At 60.3% G+C, this 18,228-nt stretch carries 15 protein-coding genes; 9 read left to right on the top strand and 6 right to left on the bottom strand.

The genetic code is table 11. The features are described from left to right. Positions 1 to 4: 4 nt before the first annotated feature. The 4 genes from frr to rpsB form a co-directional block, all read right to left on the bottom strand. On the bottom strand, positions 5 to 562 hold the full coding sequence (gene frr, locus V3W40_RS01900; protein WP_065926459.1) for a ribosome recycling factor: 558 nt from the start codon (positions 560 to 562) through the stop codon (positions 5 to 7). After that, positions 559 to 1,302, bottom strand: coding sequence for a UMP kinase (gene pyrH, locus V3W40_RS01905; RefSeq protein ID WP_003172271.1), 744 nt, complete (start codon positions 1,300 to 1,302; stop codon positions 559 to 561). The genes frr and pyrH overlap by 4 nt, the downstream gene beginning before the upstream one ends. A 211-nt stretch (positions 1,303 to 1,513) precedes the next feature. After that, positions 1,514 to 2,377, bottom strand: a complete 864-nt coding sequence (gene tsf, locus V3W40_RS01910) for a translation elongation factor Ts (protein ID WP_065926460.1) — start codon at positions 2,375 to 2,377, stop codon at positions 1,514 to 1,516. Between the two features lie 192 nt (positions 2,378 to 2,569). Beyond that, positions 2,570 to 3,307: a 30S ribosomal protein S2 gene (rpsB, locus tag V3W40_RS01915; protein WP_003219330.1), complete on the bottom strand. Its 738-nt coding sequence runs from the start codon at positions 3,305 to 3,307 to the stop codon at positions 2,570 to 2,572. A 387-nt stretch (positions 3,308 to 3,694) separates the two neighbouring features. On the opposite strand from rpsB, the gene map reads away from it, so the two are divergent. The 4 genes from map to V3W40_RS01935 all read left to right on the top strand — a co-directional run bounded on the left by map (position 3,695) and on the right by V3W40_RS01935 (position 9,447). Next, positions 3,695 to 4,477, top strand: coding sequence for a type I methionyl aminopeptidase (map, locus tag V3W40_RS01920; RefSeq protein ID WP_012722594.1), 783 nt, complete (start codon positions 3,695 to 3,697; stop codon positions 4,475 to 4,477). 65 nt (positions 4,478 to 4,542) lie between these two features. Further along, entirely contained in the window at positions 4,543 to 7,245 is a 2,703-nt protein-coding gene (locus tag V3W40_RS01925; protein ID WP_330214324.1) for a [protein-PII] uridylyltransferase, read from the top strand. A gap of 58 nt (positions 7,246 to 7,303) precedes the next feature. Further along, the gene (dapC, locus tag V3W40_RS01930) at positions 7,304 to 8,503 is read left to right on the top strand and encodes a succinyldiaminopimelate transaminase (protein WP_065926461.1); all 1,200 of its coding nucleotides are present in this window, start codon (positions 7,304 to 7,306) and stop codon (positions 8,501 to 8,503) included. Positions 8,504 to 8,679: 176 nt separating this feature from the next. Then, the gene (locus V3W40_RS01935) at positions 8,680 to 9,447 is read left to right on the top strand and encodes a M12 family metallopeptidase (protein WP_330214325.1); all 768 of its coding nucleotides are present in this window, start codon (positions 8,680 to 8,682) and stop codon (positions 9,445 to 9,447) included. Between the two features lie 8 nt (positions 9,448 to 9,455). Here V3W40_RS01935 and V3W40_RS01940 read toward each other — a convergent pair whose 3' ends face one another. Next, complete coding sequence (locus V3W40_RS01940; protein ID WP_330214326.1) at positions 9,456 to 11,099, bottom strand: Na+/H+ antiporter; 1,644 nt, start codon at positions 11,097 to 11,099, stop codon at positions 9,456 to 9,458. Positions 11,100 to 11,380: 281 nt separating this feature from the next. On the opposite strand from V3W40_RS01940, the gene V3W40_RS01945 reads away from it, so the two are divergent. From V3W40_RS01945 to V3W40_RS01960, 4 genes are all read left to right on the top strand, one after another. After that, entirely contained in the window at positions 11,381 to 11,689 is a 309-nt protein-coding gene (locus V3W40_RS01945) for an arsenate reductase (protein WP_232005376.1), read from the top strand. 32 nt (positions 11,690 to 11,721) lie between these two features. Beyond that, a complete protein-coding gene (gene dapD, locus V3W40_RS01950) occupies positions 11,722 to 12,756 on the top strand; it encodes a 2,3,4,5-tetrahydropyridine-2,6-dicarboxylate N-succinyltransferase (RefSeq protein WP_027604485.1) in 1,035 nt (344 codons plus the stop codon). Positions 12,757 to 12,820: 64 nt separating this feature from the next. After that, positions 12,821 to 14,026 (top strand): aminotransferase class V-fold PLP-dependent enzyme, encoded by a 1,206-nt coding sequence (locus tag V3W40_RS01955; protein ID WP_330214327.1) that lies wholly within the window; start codon positions 12,821 to 12,823, stop codon positions 14,024 to 14,026. Then, the gene (locus tag V3W40_RS01960; RefSeq protein WP_065948849.1) at positions 14,023 to 14,436 is read left to right on the top strand and encodes a SufE family protein; all 414 of its coding nucleotides are present in this window, start codon (positions 14,023 to 14,025) and stop codon (positions 14,434 to 14,436) included. Before V3W40_RS01955 ends, V3W40_RS01960 begins: the two co-directional genes overlap by 4 nt. A 69-nt stretch (positions 14,437 to 14,505) precedes the next feature. On the opposite strand, the gene tcdA is transcribed toward V3W40_RS01960, so the two are convergent. Further along, on the bottom strand, positions 14,506 to 15,315 hold the full coding sequence (gene tcdA, locus V3W40_RS01965) for a tRNA cyclic N6-threonylcarbamoyladenosine(37) synthase TcdA (protein ID WP_046036662.1): 810 nt from the start codon (positions 15,313 to 15,315) through the stop codon (positions 14,506 to 14,508). Between the two features lie 218 nt (positions 15,316 to 15,533). On the opposite strand from tcdA, the gene V3W40_RS01970 reads away from it, so the two are divergent. Then, positions 15,534 to 18,125 (top strand): glycosyltransferase, encoded by a 2,592-nt coding sequence (locus V3W40_RS01970; RefSeq protein WP_330214328.1) that lies wholly within the window; start codon positions 15,534 to 15,536, stop codon positions 18,123 to 18,125. Positions 18,126 to 18,228 lie beyond the last annotated feature (103 nt).

An 18,228-nucleotide genomic window follows, 5' to 3' on the forward strand; every position in this document is an offset into this window, starting at 1 on the left:
CCCCTTATACGGCCATCAGGTCCTTTTCTTTTTCTTCGGTTGCCTGGGTGATCTTCGCCTCGGCTTCCTTGGTCAGCTTGTCGATATCGGCGACGGCACGACGCTCTTCGTCTTCGCTGATTTCCTTGTCCTTGACCAACTTCTTCAGCTCGCCCAAGGCATCACGACGAATGTTACGCACTGCAACACGCGCATCTTCAGCCGCGCTGCGGGCCTGCTTGGTGAAGCCCTTGCGGGTTTCTTCAGTCAGGGCCGGCATGGAGATCAACAGCAACTCACCCAGGTTGGTCGGGTTGAGGTTCAGGCCGGCGCTCTGGATGGCCTTGTCGACTGCAGCGAGCATGTTGCGCTCGAAAGCCACGACCTGCAGGGTGCGCGAATCCTTTACGGTAACGTTGGCCACGCCGCTCAGCGGGGTATCAGCGCCGTAATAAGGCACCATCACGCTGCCCAGGATGCTCGGGTGCGCCTTGCCGGTACGAATCTGGCCAAATGCGTGGCTCAGAGACTCCAGGGATTTCTGCATACGCGCTTGGGCGTCTTTCTTGATTTCGTTGATCATTGTTGGCCTTCCTCGATCAGAGTCCCTTCCGCGCCGCCGTGTACGATATTCAGCAGGGCACCGGGCTTGTTCATGTTAAATACGCGCAGCGGCATCTTGTGGTCGCGGCACAGGCAAATAGCCGTCAGGTCCATCACGCCCAGCTTGCGATCCAGCACTTCATCGTAGGTCAGATGATCGAACTTCTCGGCATGCGGGTCTTTGAATGGGTCTGCGGTGTACACGCCATCTACCTTGGTCGCCTTGAGCACCACGTCGGCATCGATCTCGATGGCGCGCAGGCAAGCAGCCGAGTCCGTGGTGAAGAACGGGTTGCCGGTACCGGCAGCGAAGATCACCACCTCTTTGGCGTTCAGGTGGCGCATGGCTTTGCGACGATCATAGTGATCGGTCACACCCACCATGGAAATAGCCGACATCACGATAGCCGAGATATTGGCACGCTCCAGGGCGTCACGCATGGCCAGGGCGTTCATCACAGTGGCCAGCATGCCCATGTGGTCGCCGGTGACCCGATCCATGCCGGCCGCACTCAGTGCTGCGCCGCGGAACAGGTTACCGCCACCGATCACCAGGCCGACCTGTACGCCGATGCCGACCAACTGGCCGACTTCCAGCGCCATGCGGTCGAGTACCTTGGGGTCGATCCCGAACTCTTCCGAGCCCATCAGGGCCTCGCCGCTAAGCTTGAGTAGAATGCGTTTATAGCGAGCCTGATAACCACTGCCCTGCTGAGCCATTGCGAATCTCTCCTGCGGCGTATTTTTAAAAAATTCTTGGCGAGCCGTTTACGGCTTGCGTTCACTCTAGCTGGACGCTCTCACAGCGCCATCGGAACACGGCTTTGTAAGCCAGTTCCGAGGGTAAGCCAAATTAAATCGGCCTGCCCATTTGAAAAGAGGCTGCGCGCGTGAGCGGGCAGCCTCTTTCGGGCGACAGTTAAAAACTGTCTTATTGCTTGGCGGCAGCCAGCTGGGCAGCAACTTCTTCAGCGAAGTTGTCGACCGGCTTCTCGATGCCTTCGCCTACCTTGAAGTAAGTGAAGGAAACGATTTCAGCACCGGCTTTCTTGGCCAGTTCGCCAACCTTGACTTCAGGGTTCTTGACGAACGCCTGCTCAACCAGGCTTGCTTCGGCCAGGAACTTGCTGATACGGCCCTTGACCATGTTCTCAACAATGTTTTCTGGCTTGCCTTTGATTTTTTCTTCGTTCAGCTGCAGGAACACAGCTTTTTCACGCTCGATCGCTTCGGCAGAAACTTCCGAAGGCAGCAGGAACTCAGGGTTGCTGGCCGCTACGTGCATAGCGATGTCTTTGGCCAGCTCAACGTTGCCGCCCTTCAGGACCACTGCAACGCCGATCTTGTTGCCGTGCAGGTAACCACCGACAACATCACCTTCAACGCGTACCAGGCGACGGATGTTGACGTTTTCGCCAACCTTGCCGACCAGTACCAGGCGATCAGCTTCTTGAGCGGCGATCAGCGGAGCGACGTCAGTCAGCTTGTCGGCGAACGCTTTTTCAACGCTGGCAGCAACAAATGCCTTGAAGTCGTCCTGCAGGGCCAGGAAGTCGGTCTGGGAGTTCACTTCCAGCAGAACAGCAGATTTGCCGTCTTCTTTCAGAGCGATAGCGCCTTCAGCAGCCACGTTGCCTGCTTTCTTGGCAGCCTTGATGGCGCCGGAAGCACGCATGTCATCAATGGCTTTTTCGATGTCGCCGTCAGCCTTTTCCAGGGCTTTCTTGCAATCCATCATGCCTTCGCCGGTACGCTCACGCAGTTCTTTAACCAACGCTGCAGTAATTGCTGCCATTTTCAAATTCCTCTTGGATAGGTTTTCAACCATTCCACCCGATCGAACGGGGGATCAATTCTTCCCGAACCACCCTTGTTAGCCGCTGCACGTTACAGGTGATGTAGCTGCGCTGCTGACAAATGGTTTTCGAGGTGGCAAAAAGGGGGCCAAGCCCCCTTTTTGCTTACTGAGTCAACGCCAGGGCGTCAATTACTCAGCTGCGGCTACCGGAGCTTCTTCAACGAACTGCTCGGTGCCACCAGCAACGTGGTTGCGACCACGGATGACAGCGTCAGCCATCGAACCCATGTACAGCTGGATGGCGCGGATGGCGTCATCGTTGCCTGGGATGATGTAGTCAACGCCTTCCGGGCTGCTGTTGGTATCGACTACGCCGATAACAGGAATGCCCAGCTTGTTGGCTTCGGTGATCGCGATGCGCTCGTGATCAACGTCGATAACGAACAGTGCGTCAGGCAGACCGCCCATGTCCTTGATACCACCCAGGGAACGATCGAGCTTTTCCAGGTCACGAGTGCGCATCAGCGCTTCTTTCTTGGTCAGCTTGGCGAAAGTACCGTCTTCGGCCTGCACTTCAAGGTCACGCAGACGCTTGATGGAAGCACGGATGGTTTTGAAGTTGGTCAGCATGCCGCCCAACCAGCGGTGATCGACGTACGGCGAACCGCAACGTGCTGCTTCTTCAGCAACGATCTTACCAGCGGAACGCTTGGTGCCGACGAACAGGATCTTGTTTTTGCCCTGGGCCAGGCGCTCTACGAAAGTCAGAGCTTCGTTGAACATTGGCAGGGTTTTTTCAAGGTTGATGATGTGGATCTTGTTACGCGCGCCGAAAATGTACTTACCCATTTTCGGGTTCCAGTAACGGGTCTGGTGACCGAAGTGCACACCGGCCTTCAGCATATCGCGCATGTTGACTTGGGACATGATAGTTCCTTAATAAGTCGGGTTTGGCCTCCACGTATCCCAATGACCAACCAGCGGCATCAAGGCCTCCGGCACCCAGGTCATCGTGTCGACACGTGTGTGGATTTAAGCTTTTCGGGGTATCCCCGGAAAGCGGCGCATTTTATACCACACGAAGGGCGAAAACGAAACACGCAATCACATTTGGCGTGGGCGACGTGTACGCAACCCTTTGAATAGAGCCGATATAACCCCATTTGATAGAGAGAAGCGATCGTCGGGGGCTCATGATTTGCCGCCCGCGTCTGTTAGAATCGCGTTTTTTGGCGCTTGTGCGAACTCTGCAACCTTTTGTCGCACGCCCGTAAACCGTATTGATTTCAGCGCATCGCGCTAGAGAGAGCCTGTATGACCGTTAGTTTGAAAACCGCCGAAGACATCGCCGGCATGCGCATTGCCGGCAAACTGGCTGCCGACGTGCTGGAAATGATCGCCGAGCACGTCAAGCCCGGCGTTACCACGGAAACCCTGAACCAGATCTGCCACGACTATATAGTCAATGTGCAGGGCGCCATTCCTGCGCCGCTGAACTACAAGGGCTTCCCCAAGTCGATCTGTACTTCGGTCAATCACGTGGTCTGCCACGGGATTCCGGGCGACAAGCCGTTGAAGGACGGCGACACCCTGAACATCGACGTCACCGTGATCAAGGACCGCTACTTCGGCGACACCAGCCGCATGTTCCACGTCGGCACCGTGCCGGTGTGGGCCGAGCGCCTGTCCCAGGTCACCCAGGAATGCATGTACAAGGCCATCGAGATCGTCAAGCCTGGCTGCCGCCTGGGCGACATCGGTGAAGTGATCCAGAAGCACGCCGAAAAGAACGGTTTCTCGGTAGTGCGCGAATTCTGCGGCCACGGTATCGGTACGGTCTTCCACGAAGAACCGCAGATCCTGCACTACGGCCGCGCCGGCACCGGCATGGAGCTCAAGGCAGGCATGACCTTTACCATCGAGCCGATGATCAACCAGGGCAAGGCCGACACCAAGGTGCTGGGCGACGGCTGGACCGCCATCACCAAGGACCGCAAGCTCTCGGCCCAGTGGGAACACACCCTGCTGGTCACCGAGACCGGCTACGAGATCTTCACCCTGCGCGCCGACGACACGATCCCACGCGTTTCGGCGTGAAGGGCTGCCAAGGTTTTCCCAAACTGTGTTGTGACTGACTGATAGATAGAAAGGAAAGCCGATCAATGCCCCAGGTGGATCCCGAACTCTTCGATCGTGGCCAGTTCCAGGCCGAGCTGGCACTGAAGGCGAGCCCCATCGCCGCATTCAAAAAGGCGATCCGCCAGGCCCGCGAGGTGCTCGACGAGCGCTTTCGCAGCGGCCGGGACATCCGCCGGCTGATCGAAGACCGCGCCTGGTTCGTCGATAACATCCTGCAAAAAGCCTGGGAACAGTTCAGCTGGAGCGAAGACGCCGATATTGCCCTGGTAGCGGTCGGCGGCTACGGTCGTGGCGAGCTGCACCCGTACTCCGACATCGACCTGCTGATCCTGCTGGACAGCGCCGACCATGAGATCTTTCGCGACTCCATCGAGCGCTTTCTGACACTGCTGTGGGACATCGGCCTGGAAGTCGGCCAGAGCGTGCGCTCGGTGGATGAGTGCGCCGAAGAGGCCCGCGCCGACCTGACCGTCATCACCAACCTGATGGAAAGCCGCACCATCGCCGGCCCCGAGCGCCTGCGCCAGCGCATGCTCGAAGTCACCAGCACCGCACACATGTGGCCGAGCAAGGATTTCTTCCTGGCCAAGCGTGCCGAGCAGAAGGCCCGGCACCACAAGTACAACGACACCGAATACAACCTCGAACCCAACGTCAAAGGCTCGCCGGGCGGGTTGCGCGACATCCAGACGATTCTGTGGGTCGCACGTCGCCAATACGGCACCCTGAACCTGCGCGCCCTGGCCGGAGAAGGCTTCCTGGTAGAGAGCGAAAACACCCTGCTGGCGTCGTCCCAGGAATTCCTGTGGAAAGTGCGCTACGCCCTGCACATGCTCGCCGGGCGCTCCGAAGATCGCCTGCTGTTCGACCACCAGCGCTCCATCGCCACCCTGCTGGGGTTTGAAAGCGAAGACGCGAAGACCAGCATCGAAAGCTTCATGCAGCAGTACTACCGGGTGGTCATGAGCATTGCCCAGCTCAGCGACCTGATCATCCAGCATTTCGAAGAAGTGATCCTCGCTCCGGAAGACGAAGCACCGCCGCAGCCGATCAATTCGCGCTTCCAACTGCACGACGGCTATATCGAGGCACGCAACGACAACGTGTTCCGCCGCACTCCGTTCGCCATGCTGGAAATCTTCGTGCTGATGGCCCAGCAGCCGGAAATCAAGGGCGTACGCGCCGACACCATCCGCCTGCTGCGGGAAAACCGTCACCTGATCGACGACGACTTTCGCAACGACATTCGCAACACCAGCCTGTTTATCGAGCTGTTCAAGTGCAAGATCGGCATCCATCGCAACCTGCGGCGCATGAACCGCTATGGCATCCTCGGGCGTTACCTGCCGGAGTTCGGGTTTATCGTCGGGCAGATGCAGCACGACCTGTTCCACATCTACACCGTGGACGCCCACACCCTCAACCTGATCAAGCACTTGCGCAAGTTGCAGTACACCCAGGTATCAGAGAAATTCCCGCTGGCCAGCAAGCTCATGGCCAAGCTGCCCAAGCCGGAGTTGATCTACCTCGCCGGCCTGTACCACGACATCGGCAAGGGCCGGCATGGCGATCACTCGGAAATCGGCGCAGTCGATGCCGAGGCGTTCTGCCAACGCCACCAGCTGCCGTTGTGGGACAGCCGCCTGATCGTGTGGCTGGTGCAGAACCACCTGGTGATGTCGACCACTGCCCAGCGCAAGGACTTGTCCGACCCGCAGGTGATCCACGACTTCGCCGGGATCGTCGGCGATGAAACCCGCCTCGACTACCTGTACGTGCTGACCGTCTCCGACATCAACGCCACCAACCCGACCCTGTGGAACTCCTGGCGCGCCAGCCTGTTGCGCCAGCTCTACACCGAGACCAAGCGCGCGCTGCGCCGTGGCCTGGAAAACCCGGTGGACCGCGAAGAGCAGATCCGCCGCACACAAAGCGCCGCGCTGGACATCCTGGTGCGCGGCGGCAACGACCCGGACGACGTCGAGCAACTGTGGTCGCAACTGGGGGACGATTACTTCCTGCGCCACACCGCCGGCGATGTCGCCTGGCACAGTGACGCGATCCTGCAGCAGCCGGCCGATGGCGGCCCGCTGGTGTTGATCAAGGAAACCACCCAGCGCGAATTCGAAGGCGGCACGCAGATCTTCATCTATGCACCCGACCAGCACGACTTCTTCGCCGTGACCGTGGCGGCCATGGACCAGCTCAACCTGAATATCCATGACGCCCGGGTCATCACCTCCAGCAGCCAGTTCACCCTCGACACCTATATCGTGCTCGACACCGAAGGCGAGTCCATCGGCGATAACCCGGCGCGGGTGAAAAAGATCCGCGAAGGCCTGACCGAAGCCCTGCGTAACCCCGACGACTACCCGACGATCATCCAGCGCCGGGTACCGCGTCAGCTCAAGCACTTTGCCTTTGCGCCCCAGGTGACCATTTCCAACGATGCACAGCGCCCGGTGACCGTACTGGAACTCAGCGCGCCGGACCGGCCAGGCCTGCTGGCGCGGATCGGCGGCATTTTCCTGGAATTCGATTTGTCACTGCAGAACGCCAAGATTGCGACCCTCGGCGAGCGGGTGGAGGACGTGTTCTTTATTACCGATGCCGATAACCAGCCGCTGTCCGACCCGGAGCTGTGCCTGCGCTTGCAGGCGGCGATCGTGCAGCAGTTGAGCGTGCCCCAGGAACCCGGTGTCGAGCTGACGCGCCTGACGATTTGATACCAGGAGCGGCCCACCGCTCCCTCCCAGTTTTTAACGCCTTGCACGAGATCCACCGATGAACAACGCCCTGAACCAGCTCCAGCCCTACCCGTTCGAAAAGCTGCGCGCCCTGCTGGGCAGCGTCACGCCGAACCCGGACAAGCGCCCGATCGCTTTGTCCATCGGCGAACCCAAGCACAAATCGCCGCAGTTCGTTGCCGATGCCCTGGCTAACAACCTCGACCAGATGGCGGTCTACCCCACCACCCTGGGCATCCCGGCCTTGCGCGAGGCCATCGGTGGCTGGTGCGAACGCCGCTTCGACGTCCCCAAGGGCTGGCTGGATCCGGCGCGCACTATCCTGCCGGTCAACGGCACCCGTGAAGCGTTGTTCGCCTTCACCCAGACCGTGGTCAACCGGGGCGATGACGCGCTGGTGGTCAGCCCGAACCCCTTCTACCAGATCTACGAAGGCGCCGCGTTCCTGGCCGGGGCCAAGCCGCACTACCTGCCATGCCTGGATGAAAACGGCTTCAACCCGGATTTCGACGCGGTATCGCCAGACATCTGGAAACGCTGCCAGATCCTGTTCCTGTGCTCCCCCGGCAACCCGACCGGTGCACTGATCCCGGTCGACACCCTGAAAAAACTCATCGCCCTGGCCGACGAATATGACTTCGTTATCGCCGCCGACGAGTGCTACAGCGAACTGTACTTCGACGAACAAACCCCGCCACCGGGCCTGCTCAGCGCGTGCGTCGAGCTGGGCCGCCAGGACTTCAAGCGTTGCGTGGTGTTCCACAGCCTGTCCAAGCGCTCCAACCTGCCAGGCCTGCGCTCCGGTTTTGTTGCTGGCGACGCCGAGATCCTCAAGGGTTTCCTGCTGTACCGCACTTACCATGGCTGTGCGATGCCGGTGCAAACCCAGCTGGCAAGCATCGCGGCCTGGCAGGACGAGGCCCATGTGCAGGCCAACCGCGACCTGTACCGCGAGAAGTTTGATGCCGTGCTGGCAATCCTCAAGCCGGTGCTGGACGTACAGGCCCCGGACGGCGGCTTCTACCTGTGGCCGAATGTGCAAGGCGATGATGCCGCGTTCTGCCGCGATTTGTTCGTGGAGGAACACGTGACCGTGGTGCCGGGTTCGTACCTCTCCCGGGAAGTGGATGGCGTGAACCCCGGCGCCGGGCGCGTACGCCTGGCGTTGGTTGCGCCGCTGGCCGAATGTGTGGAAGCGGCTGAGCGTATTCGGGACTTCATTCAGCGTCGTCGCTGATACCAAGGGCCGCTCGCGCGTTCCGGAGCGGCCAACTCAAAGAAAGATCAAGCAACCCTTTGAACGGGAACACGCCTGCGTCTTTCACCCACCAAAAGTAGCAGCCAACAATGATGCCAATGGCAGTCCGCGCCGTTCATGGCTGCCTGGCTTTTTACTTTTGATGGAGAGAAGACATGACCGTCTGCAACTTGCCTCCCGCTACTTCCCCATACAATACAGCCGCCTTTACGACGCCCGAATCAAATCCCACCCGGCATAAACGTGGCATCGCCACCCCCGACAAACTCTGGCCACAGCATTCAGTCCTGAAGATAGCGTTGCTGGATATGACGGACGCGCAGAAGACGCTGGTAAAAGCCAATATCAGAAAATGGACGCCTCACACAAACCTGCACTTCAAGTTCGTCGATACAGCGCAGGGCGATATCAGAATTACCGCAAACAACACGAGCACTGCAGGCTGGTCGTACGTTGGAACGGACGCCAAAAATATCTCCCCCTCTGAACCGACGATGAGTATTGGCTTCGGCAGTTCGCCGGAACGTGTTGAGGCGCAGGTGGTACATGAGTTTGGTCATGCGCTGGGGTTAAGGCATGAACACCAGCACCCGGATCGGACATTGGTATTTGATGACGATGAAGTTTACAAAGATTACGAATCCCGAAATAAAACAAGAGGTGACGCTTACCATGACATCCTCAAGAAATCACGCCGCAGCACCGTGAAAACTTCGCCTTACGATGACCAATCAATCATGCACTACAGTTTCTCCAGGCCGCGATTGAAAAGCCCAAGCGAAATTCCTAAACCGTTGCAATTATCAGAGGGCGATAAGCATTTTATTCAATCGCTTTATCCACAGGACAGTACGCCTGCGGGGCAACTCATTTATACGTTGATGAAGATATTAATCAAACCTGATCGCCCTCCCACTGCGTAATACCGCCGCTACTTCACGAGTCCCAAGTTCGCCTCACTCATATCCAACTCTGCCAGCACCTCTCGCAACACGTCATCACCAATCTGGTGATGACGGCTCAAGCTGTACAACTCCAACCGCTGCGCGCGCAGCGCCTTGAGCCGCAACCTTCGCTCTAGCTGATCCATTTGCTGCGCCAGCGCCTGGGCCTCGGCCGAGTCGTTGAACACCTCCAACTGATGGCGATATTCCGACATCAGGCGCGCCTTGAGTTCAGTGGCCAGCGCGGCCTGGGCGGCGTCCTGGGTTGTTGTTTCCACGGGCTCTTCCGCCTCCAGGGCATGGATAGCCGCCACTGCGGTTTTTTTCCAGGCCTCGCGCACTTCGTTATGGCGCTTTTCGTCCGGACTTTTTTCAACGCCCCGCAAGAGCAGCGGCAGGGCGATGCAGGCGGCGATCAGTGACAGCAGGATCACACCGGCCGCGATAAAGATCAGCAGGTCGCGCTCGGGGAAATCCTGGCCTGGCACCAGCAGCAATGGCACCGACATTACACCGGCCAGGGTCACCGCACCGCGCACACCGCCCACGGTCAACAGCCAGCAGGAACGCGCAGTGGGCACCAGGGTCAACTCACTTTTCCCACGCAGCCGCCGGAGCAAACCCGACAGCCTCCAGATGCTCTGCACCCAGATAAAACGCAGCACCACCAACACCAGGAAAATCGCAATCACATCCAGGCAGCGATACAACAAGGTGGGCCACAGCGTCGGCTCATGACTGGCCACGGCCTTGATGATGTCCGGCAATTGCAGGCCCAGCAGCAGGAAGATCAGGCCATTGAAGGCAAATTCCAGCAATGACCAGACGCTGCGATTGAGCAGGCGCGTGCTGGTCTGGCGAGGCAGCAGGTCGAGCCAGCTTTGCATCATGCCCGCCGCGACCGCCGACAAGATGCCCGAGGCGCCGAGCCGTTCGGCCAACACGTAGGCCGCAAACGGCAACAGCAACATGAACACCACATGCGTTGCCGGGTCGTCCCAGCCCCGGGCAATCATCCAGGCGCGCAGGCGGCCGACCAGCCAACTCAGCGCCACCCCCACCGCCAGGCCGCCCAAGGCCACCAAGACAAAGGTCAGGCTGGCATCGGCCAACGAGAACACACCGGTCAACGCGGCCGCCAAGGCGAACTTGAAGGTCACCAGGCCCGAGGCATCATTCATCAACGCTTCGCCCTGGAGCATATGCATCAGCGGCGTCGGCAAGCGGTTCTGGGCAATTGCCGACACGGCCACGGCATCTGTCGGCGACAACACGGCCGCGAGGGCGAAGGCCACCGGCAGCGGGATCGTCGGCAATAGCCAATGAATGAAGTAGCCAGCACCGACCACGGTGAACAGCACCAACCCGACGGCCAGCGTCAGGATCGGCCCACGCAGGCGCCACAATTCGCGCTTGGGCATGCGCCAGCCATCGGAGAACAGCAGCGGTGGCAGGAACAGAAACAGGAACAACTCCGGGTCCAGCGCCACGTGCAGCCCCAGCGTGGGCCAGGCCAGCAAGGCGCCGGCGGCAATCTGCACCAGGGGTAACGGCAGAGGGATGACACGCCCGACCAGACGCGAAACGCTGACCAGCATCAGCAGGATAAGAACGGTGTAGGCGGTTTGCATAACGCGGGTTTCCCGGACGATCGGCTTGCAACGACACACATCAGGCAACAACTGGCCGTTGAAGTGCCATATTACCCGGCTATCTTACCGGCCTATGCTGCGCGCTGGCTTTTGCACAAAAGTCGCACGGTGCTGACGAGCGGCACCCAAAATCTCTGGGCGTGGCATAATCCGTGATCTTTCATTTTCATTGGCACTTGCATCAGTAAAGCAGGGGGGGCAATTCCTTGACCGCTTCAAGCAAAACGTTGCACCTTTTCGGCATCAAAGCCTGCGACACCATGAAAAAGGCGCGCACCTGGCTCGATGAGCACGCGGTGAGCTATGCGTTCCACGACTACAAAACGGCCGGTATCGACCGCGAACACTTGACCCAATGGTGCAACGAGCACGGTTGGCAGGTGGTTTTGAACCGTGCGGGCACCACCTTTCGCAAACTCGAAGACGAACGCAAAGCCGATCTCGATCAGTCGAAAGCCATTGAATTGATGCTCGCGCAACCTTCGATGATCAAGCGCCCGGTGCTTGATCTCGGTGACAGAACCCTGATTGGCTTCAAGCCAGATAGTTATTCGGCGGCCCTCAAGTAGGCCAGCCCTTCCATTTTTGTAGAGGTAACAGCATGTCCAATTCCCTGTTCAGCCTGGGCTTCGGCGTCGGCACTCAGAACCGCCAAGGTGCTTGGCTGGAAGTGTTTTACGCACAACCCTTGCTCAATCCATCGGCTGAAATCGTTGCCGCCATCGCGCCGATCCTCGGCTACAGCGAAGGCAACCAGGCGATCACCTTCACCGTCGCCCAGGCCCTGCAACTGGCCGACGCGCTCAAAGGCGTCGACGCCACCCAAGCCGCCCTGCTGAGCCGCCTGGCTGAAAGCCACACACCGCTGGTCGCCACCTTGCTGGCCGAAGACGCCGCACTGACGTCCACCCCAGAGGCCTACCTCAAGCTGCACCTGCTGTCCCATCGCCTGGTCAAGCCACACGGCCTGAGCCTCGCCGGTGTGTTCCCGCAACTGCCGAACGTGGCCTGGACCAGCCAGGGCGCAATCGACATCAATGAGCTGGCCGAACGCCAACTGGAAGCCCGCCTGCGTGGCGAGTTGCTGGAAGTGTTCTCGGTGGACAAGTTCCCGAAAATGACCGACTACGTGGTACCGAGCGGCGTGCGTATCGCTGATGCCGCGCGTATTCGCCTCGGCGCCTATGTGGGCGAAGGCACCACCGTGATGCACGAAGGTTTCGTCAACTTCAACGCCGGCACCGAAGGCCCGGGCATGATCGAAGGCCGTGTATCGGCTGGCGTGTTCGTCGGCAAGGGTTCGGACTTGGGCGGCGGTTGCTCGACCATGGGCACCCTGTCGGGCGGCGGCAACATCGTGATCAAGGTCGGCGAAGGCTGCCTGATCGGCGCCAACGCCGGTATCGGTATCCCATTGGGCGACCGCAACACCGTGGAATCGGGCCTGTACGTCACCGCCGGCACCAAGGTTGCGCTGCTGGACGAGTCGAACCAACTGGTCAAGGTGGTCAAGGCGCGTGAGCTGGCCGGCCAACCGGACCTGCTGTTCCGCCGTAACTCCGAGACCGGTGCCGTGGAGTGCAAAACCCACAAATCGGCCATCGAACTGAACGAAGCGCTGCACGCTCACAACTAAGCAGCCACTCGATGCCACTGGCGGGCCCCGACCCTGGGGCTCGCTTATACGAGTCTTGAACACCATGCTTGTGCCCTCCCCCTGGCGCGCCGACTTTCCGGCCATCGCCACCCTGCAACGGCAAGACCAGACCTACCTGGACAACGCCGCGACGACGCAAAAACCCCAGGCCCTGCTGGATGCCATCAGCCATTACTACGCCAATGGCGCCGCCAATGTGCACCGTGCCCAGCATTTGCCGGGCGCCCATGCGACCCAGGCCTTCGAGGACAGTCGCAGCAAGGTTGCGCAGTGGTTGAATGCAGGTGACAGCGGGCAAATCGTGTTCACCCACGGCGCGACGTCAGCGCTGAACCTCCTGGCTTATGGCCTTGAGCACTTATTCAATGCGGGCGATGAGATTGTCATCAGCGCCCTGGAACACCACGCCAACCTGTTGCCGTGGCAGCAACTGGCCAAGCGTCGCGCGCTCACCCTGGTGGTATTGCCTCTCGACGATGACGGCGTGACCGACCTGCAAGCCGCCGCCGAGTTGATCGGCCCGCGTACGCGCCTGCTGGCCGTGAGCCAACTGTCCAACGTGCTTGGCACCTGGCAGCCGCTGCCGGCCTTGCTGGCGCTGGCCCAGGCCCACGGCGCCCTGACCGTGGTCGATGGCGCCCAAGGCATCGTCCACGGCCGCCACGACGTGCAGGCCCTGGGCTGCGACTTCTATGTATTTTCCAGCCATAAGCTGTACGGCCCGGACGGCGTCGGCGTGCTGTACGGCAGCCACGCAGCCCTGCATCACCTGCGCCATTGGCAATTCGGTGGCGAGATGGTGCAACAGGCCGACTACCACAGCGCCAGCTTCCGCCCGGCACCGCTGGGGTTCGAAGCCGGCACCCCGCCGATTGCCGGCGTGATCGGCCTGGGCGCGACCCTGGACTATCTGAGTTCGCTGGACCCACAGGCGATTCTCACCCATGAAGCGGCCCTGCATGACTACCTGTTACGCGGGCTGAACGCGCGCAATAGCGTCCGTGTGTTGGGGTCGCCGCAGGCGGCGCTGGTCAGTTTTGTGGTCGAAGGCGTGCACAACGCCGACCTCGCGCACCTGCTGACCGAACAAGGCATTGCCGTACGTGCCGGCCATCATTGCGCGATGCCGCTGCTCAAGGCGATGCACTTGTCGGGGGCGATCCGCGTCTCCCTGGCGCTGTATAACGATTCCGATGACCTGGAACGCTTCTTTGAAGCGCTGGACCGGGCGCTGGATATGCTGCGATGAGCCTGCCGGTGGTTGCAATTGCTGCGCTAGAAGCCTTCCAGTCAGTAGGCAGCTGGGAGCAACGCGCTCGAATGCTGATGCAGTGGGGTGAACGCCTGCCCGTATTGGCGGATGAGGAGAAGGTCGATGCCAACCTGGTGCAGGGCTGTGAGAGCCTGGTGTGGTTGGTGGGGCGCTTGCACGATGGCCACTGGCAGTTCGCCGCGAGCAGCGATGCGCGGATGATTCGTGGCTTGGTGGCATTGCTGCTGGCACGGGTCAATGGGCTGTCGGCGGACGAGTTGCAGGCGGTCGACTTGCCTGACTGGTTCAATCAGCTGGGGCTTTCCCGTCAACTGTCGCCGTCGCGCAGCAATGGGCTGAATGCAGTCCTGCAGCGCATGCGAACGCTAAGCCATACACAGGACTAAATGTGGGAGGGAGCAAGTCGAATCGTCGCACCGCCCCTCCCACATTTGAACCGTCTAAAGTTCTGAGACTCAGGTCGGTTTGACCCGTTCCGAGGGCCTGCGCACCCCGGCCACAATCTTGTCCACCGCCTTGGTCGCCGCGACCATGCCGAAGGTCGCCGTCACCATCATCACCGCGCCAAACCCGCCGGCGCAGTCCAGCTTCACCCCATCGCCGACAAAACTCTTCTGCAAGCAGATGCTGCCATCCGGCTTGGGGTAGCGCAGTTGCTCGGTGGAAAACACGCACGGCACGCTGTAATGACGGGTCACGGTGCGGGAAAAGCCGTAGTCACGGCGCAAGGTGGAGCGCACTTTCGACGCCAAAGGGTCATTAAAGGTGCGGTTCAGGTCGCACACCTGGATCAGCGTCGGGTCGATCTGCCCGCCGGCGCCGCCGGTGGTGATGATCTGGATCTTGCGGCGCTTGCACCAGGCGATCAGCGCGGCCTTGGCGTTGACGGCATCGATGCAGTCGATCACGCAATCGATGTTGGGCGTGATGTACTCCGCCATGGTGTCGCGGGTGACGAAATCCGCCACCGCATGCACCGTGCAATCCGGGTTGATCGCGCGCAGGCGCTCGGCCATCACCTCGACCTTGGGCTTGCCCACGGTGCTGTCCAAGGCGTGCAACTGGCGGTTGCTGTTGCTGACGCAGACGTCGTCCAGGTCGAACAGCGAAATCTCGCCCACTCCGCAACGGGCCATGGCTTCCGCCGCCCACGAACCGACGCCGCCGACGCCGACGATCGCCACATGGGCCGCTTTCAAGCGCTCCAGGCCTTCAATGCCATACAAGCGGGCGACGCCTGCAAACCGCGGATCTTCTGTACTCATGACCATTACCCCAAAAACCGGCGCGCATTATAGGGCTACGCAGCGACAAGTTTTAAGCTACAAGCTACAAGTTAAGAACTTAGATGTACTTTCGCTGCCCAATGTCCGGTTTTTCTCGGCTTGCTGTACGGTCAGGGAAAGGCCGGTGTAGGATGCGCGCCGTTCGGTGCAGGCCGACACCTCTTTTCGTTCCACACCCTTTGGAACCCGACATAACCATGGCATCGCGTAAATTTGGACTCAACCTGGTGATAGTGCTGGCAATTGCCGCGCTGTTCACCGGCTTCTGGGCGCTGATCAACCGCCCGGTCACTGCTCCCAACTGGCCCGAGCAGATCTCCGGTTTTTCCTACTCGCCGTTCCAGCAAGGCCAGTATCCGCAGAAAAACCAGTACCCCACCGACGAGCAGATGCGTCGCGATCTGGAGATCATGAGCAAGCTGACGGATAACATCCGCACCTACTCGGTCGACGGCACGCTGGGGGACATTCCCAAGCTGGCCGAAGAGTTCGGCCTGCGCGTAACCCTGGGGATCTGGATCAGCCCGGACCTGGAGCGTAACGAGCGCGAAGTCCAGCGGGCCATCGAGATCGCCAACAGCTCGCGCAGTGTCGTGCGGGTTGTGGTCGGTAACGAGGCGCTGTTCCGTGAAGAAATCACGCCTGAAGCCCTGATCGTGTTGCTGGACCGGGTACGCAGCGCCGTGAAAGTACCGGTGACGACCTCCGAGCAATGGCATATCTGGGAAAAGAACCCGCAACTGGCCAAGCACGTCGACCTGATCGCCGCGCACATCCTGCCGTTCTGGGAATACATCCCGATGGACAAGGCCGGCCAGTACGTACTCGACCGCGCCAGGGACCTGAAGAAACTGTTCCCGAAAAAGCCGCTGCTGCTGTCGGAAGTGGGCTGGCCAAGTAACGGCCGTATGCGCGGCGGGAATGAAACGTCCCCCGCAGACCAGGCCATTTACCTGCGTACGCTGGTGAACAAGCTGAACCGCCAGGGCTACAACTACTTCGTGATCGAGGCCTTCGACCAGCCGTGGAAGGTCAGCGACGAAGGCTCGGCCGGCGCGTATTGGGGCGTCTACAACGCCGCGCGCCAGCAGAAATTCAACTTCGAAGGGCCGGTGGTGGCAATCCCGCAGTGGCGCGTCCTGGCGATCGGCTCGGTGGTGCTCGCCTTGCTGTCCCTGACCCTGCTGATGATCGACGGCTCATCCCTGCGCCAGCGTGGCCGCACCTTCCTGACCTTTATCGCGTTCCTCTGCGGTTCCGTACTGGTGTGGATCGGCTACGACTACAGCCAGCAATACAGCACCTGGTTCAGCGTGACCGTCGGCATCTTGTTGGCCCTGGGCGCCCTGGGCGTGTTCATTGTGTTGCTGACCGAAGCCCACGAACTGGCGGAAGCGGTATGGACCCACAAGCGCCGGCGTGAATTCCTGCCGGTGGAAGGGGAATCGGACTACCGCCCGAAAGTGTCGATCCATGTGCCGTGCTACAACGAGCCGCCAGAGATGGTCAAACAGACCCTCGACGCCCTGGCGGCCCTCGATTACCCGGACTATGAAGTCCTGATCATCGACAACAACACCAAGGACCCGGCGGTATGGGAACCGGTGCGCGACTACTGCGAAACCCTGGGCCCGCGCTTCAAGTTCTTCCACGTCGCACCCCTGGCCGGTTTCAAGGGCGGTGCACTGAACTACCTGATCCCGCACACCGCCAAGGATGCCGAAGTGATCGCGGTGATCGACTCGGACTACTGCGTGTCGCCGAACTGGCTCAAGCACATGGTGCCGCACTTCGCCGACCCGAAAATCGCCGTGGTGCAGTCGCCGCAGGACTACCGCGATCAGAACGAAAGCACCTTCAAGAAGCTCTGCTACGCCGAATACAAAGGCTTCTTCCATATCGGTATGGTCACCCGTAACGACCGCGACGCGATCATCCAGCACGGCACCATGACCATGACCCGTCGCTCGGTGCTCGAGGAACTGGGCTGGGCCGACTGGTGCATCTGCGAAGACGCCGAACTCGGCCTGCGGGTATTCGAGAAAGGCCTGTCGGCGGCGTACTACCACGACAGCTACGGCAAGGGCCTGATGCCGGATACCTTTATCGACTTCAAGAAACAGCGTTTCCGCTGGGCCTATGGCGCGATCCAGATCATCAAGCGTCACACCGCCAGCCTGCTGCGCGGCAAAGACACCGAGCTGACCCGTGGCCAGCGCTACCACTTCCTCGCGGGCTGGTTGCCGTGGGTGGCGGACGGCATGAACATCTTCTTCACCGTCGGCGCGCTGTTGTGGTCGGCGGCGATGATCATCGTGCCGACGCGGGTCGACCCGCCGCTGTTGATTTTCGCGATCCCGCCGTTGGCGTTGTTCGTGTTCAAGGTGGGCAAGATCATCTTCCTCTACCGCCGCGCGGTAGGTGTGAACCTCAAGGATGCGTTCTGCGCCGCCCTGGCTGGCCTGGCGTTGTCCCACACCATCGCCAAGGCGGTGCTGTATGGCTTCTTCACCACCAGCATTCCGTTCTTTCGTACCCCGAAAAACGCGGATAACCACGGCTTCTGGGTAGCGATTTCCGAAGCCCGCGAAGAAATGTTCATCATGCTGCTGTTGTGGGGCGCGGCGCTGGGGATCTACCTTGTGCAGGGCCTGCCGAGCAATGACATACGTTTCTGGGTGGTGATGCTGCTGGTGCAATCGCTGCCGTATGTGGCGGCGTTGATCATGGCGTTCCTGTCGTCGCTGCCGAAACCAGCCGTGGCACCTGAGCCTGCACCCGTGGCTTAAAAACTTGCGCAATGCACTAAACGGCGGCCTCTGGCCGCCGTTTTGCTATAAGATAACGGCCGTTTTGTCCGCCCGCCCTGCTCTTCCAGACATGCTTCCCGGA

The organism is Pseudomonas sp. AM8 (assembly GCF_036346475.1).
GTDB classification, from domain to species: domain Bacteria; phylum Pseudomonadota; class Gammaproteobacteria; order Pseudomonadales; family Pseudomonadaceae; genus Aquipseudomonas; species Aquipseudomonas marginalis.